The organism is Sphaerisporangium rhizosphaerae, assembly GCF_042665155.1.
Taxonomy (GTDB): Bacteria; Actinomycetota; Actinomycetes; order Streptosporangiales; family Streptosporangiaceae; genus Sphaerisporangium; species Sphaerisporangium rhizosphaerae.
This window is the reverse complement of sequence record NZ_JBHTCG010000078.1, coordinates 1-2,353: the sequence shown is the minus strand read 5'-3', so window position 1 is coordinate 2,353 and position 2,353 is coordinate 1. Positions and strand designations below refer to the sequence as shown.

Below are 2,353 nucleotides of genomic sequence, written 5' to 3'. Positions count from 1 at the left end.
CGTGGTCGACATGTGGCCGCCGACACCCTCGATTACCGTCATGACCATCCCCCGAAGAAGTGAGCCCTCGCCCACAGATGACTTGCTTCCCAGCAAGATCACTTCCCACACCTAGAGGGATACCCCCTAGCCCTGCTCCAGAGGCGGTCCGTCTCCTCGGGCAGGTCCGCCAGCCGGTCCTCGTCCATCGCCGGGTAGGCGCCGAGCTCAGGGGTGGATCACCAGGCCATCGCGCCCTGACGGTCGCGGAAGGTCCCGGTCGGACCGTCCGTCCCGATGGTGGCGAGTTCGACGATCGCGTCGGTCCCCTCGGCCACCGTCTGCGGACCGCTGTGACCGTTGAAGTCGGTCGCGGTATAGCCGGGGTCGGCCGCGTTGACCTTCACCTCCGGCCAGGCCTTCGCGTACTGCGTCGTCAGCATGGTCACGGCGGCCCTCGACGACGTGTAGAGCGGCGTGATGACCTGCGACTCGACGCGCTCTGCGTCGTGGGTCACGGCGAACGACCCCATGCCACTCGACACGTTGACGATGACCGGGTTCGCGGACCTGCGAAGTAGTGGCAGGAACGCATGCGTCACCCGGACGATCCCCAGGACATTGACCTCGAACACCTCGGCGGCGTCAGCGGCCGTGATCTGGTCGGCGGGTTTGCTCGTCCCGTGGATGCCCGCGTTGTTGATCAGAACGTCGATGAACCCCTCGCGGGCTTCGATGTCGGCGGCGGCCGCGGCCACCGACGCGTCGTCGGTAACGTCGATCTGGACGAAACGAGCACCGCCGAGTGCGTCGGCGGCCGCCTGGCCGCGCTCTGGGTCACGGGCTCCGACCAGGACGGTGTGGCCGGCCTCGATCAGCCGGCGGGCGGTCTCGTACCCGAGGGATCTGTTGGCTCCTGTGATGAACGTCGTGGTCATGCCTTCACTCTCGTGCGGCGACGAGAGGGCAACCAGTGCCCTCCACGACGGTGGGACGACCAGTACCAGGCACGACGACAATCAAGTGGGCAGGATGGCCGCATGGACGAAACCCTGGGGACGGCGTTGCGCCGCTGGCGCGACCGGCTCTCTCCCATCGATGTCGGGCGCACCGCACGGCGCGGGCGACGTGCTGCGGGGTTGCGACGCGAGGAACTGGCCGAGCTCGCGGGGCTGTCGGTCGACTATGTGGTGCGGCTTGAGCAGGGGCGCGCCACCAACCCTTCGGCGCAGGTCGTCGCGAGCCTGGCCAGGGCGCTGCAGCTGCAACCCATGGAGCGCGATCACGCCTACAAGCTGGCCGGCCTCCTCCCGCCCCGGGAGGGAACGATCTCCACGCACGTCCCGGCGGGGATCCAGCGGATGCTGGCCCGCCTCGGGGAGTTCCCCGTCGGGGTGTTCAGCGCCGACTGGACCTTGCTGTCCTGGACCCCGGCATGGGCGGTGCTGCTGGGTGACCCCGGCGCGCGGACGCAGATAGAGCGGAACCTGGTGCGGTCGGTCTTCGCCACAGGGCCACGAGGACTCGCGGCCTGGCCCGTGCTCCACGACGGTGACGACCTGAAGCGCGCCCTCGTGGCAGATCTGCGCACGGCTCTCGTCGCCCATCCCCATGACCATGGACTGATCGACCTTGTCACGGAGATGCGCTCCAGCAGTACGGACTTCGCCCGGCTGTGGGACGAGGGCGCGGTCGGCCTCCACGTCTCGGCCCGCAAGACCATCGTGCACCCCCAGGTCGGCGAAGTGACGTGCGACTGCGACGTGCTCACCGTCCCCGGCTGCGACGTCCGGCTGGTCGTCTACACGGTCGCCGCAGGTTCCGCCGACGCGGAGAAGCTGGAGTTCCTGCGCGTCACCAACGGAGTCCCCACCCACGACTCCATACCTCCAGTACCCGGCCCGTTCTCCACGCCCTGACACTTTCCCCGGCTGGACCACCCGAGCGATGCCGCGGAAGAGGATGACCTGAAGGCTCGCTAGACGTGCGCCGCTGACATGCTCGCATCAGTACCAGGAAATAAGACAGCGACAGCTGAACAGAGACCGCCGCCACCGCAGTAATGAACGGGCCCATCCATCGACCGAGCCGGGCACCCCAAAGGTGACAGCAGGAAATGGCACGCCATCCAAGCGGCTGGGCCCGTTCTCCTGATCCTGGGTCCTGGTCGGCTTGGAGGATGGAGGTACCGGGATGGGCGGGAGGTGTCGTAACGGCAGATCCGGAGCCTGTGACGGAAATGGTCCATAAACGCAGGTAGGCCATCCACACCGTGGATGGCCTACCTTGCATTATAAAGTTTTGTCCGGCGGTGTCCTACTCTCCCACACCGTCCCCGGTGCAGTACCATCGGCGCTGGAAAGCTTAACTTCCG

General features: G+C 67.2%; 2 protein-coding genes and 1 rRNA gene. 1 reads left to right on the top strand and 2 read right to left on the bottom strand.

Annotation, left to right across the window (positions count from 1 at the left end; genetic code table 11):
- Positions 1 to 218 precede the first annotated feature (218 nt).
- Positions 219 to 917 (bottom strand): SDR family NAD(P)-dependent oxidoreductase, encoded by a 699-nt coding sequence (locus ACFQSB_RS40085; RefSeq protein WP_380832582.1) that lies wholly within the window; start codon positions 915 to 917, stop codon positions 219 to 221.
- A 102-nt stretch (positions 918 to 1,019) separates the two neighbouring features.
- Between ACFQSB_RS40085 and ACFQSB_RS40080 the strand changes: the two genes are divergently transcribed.
- Positions 1,020 to 1,898, top strand: a complete 879-nt coding sequence (locus ACFQSB_RS40080; RefSeq protein ID WP_354931733.1) for a helix-turn-helix domain-containing protein — start codon at positions 1,020 to 1,022, stop codon at positions 1,896 to 1,898.
- A 384-nt stretch (positions 1,899 to 2,282) separates the two neighbouring features.
- Here the strand turns inward: ACFQSB_RS40080 and rrf are convergent.
- Positions 2,283 to 2,353 (bottom strand): 5S ribosomal RNA (gene rrf, locus ACFQSB_RS40500); the annotation flags it as partial.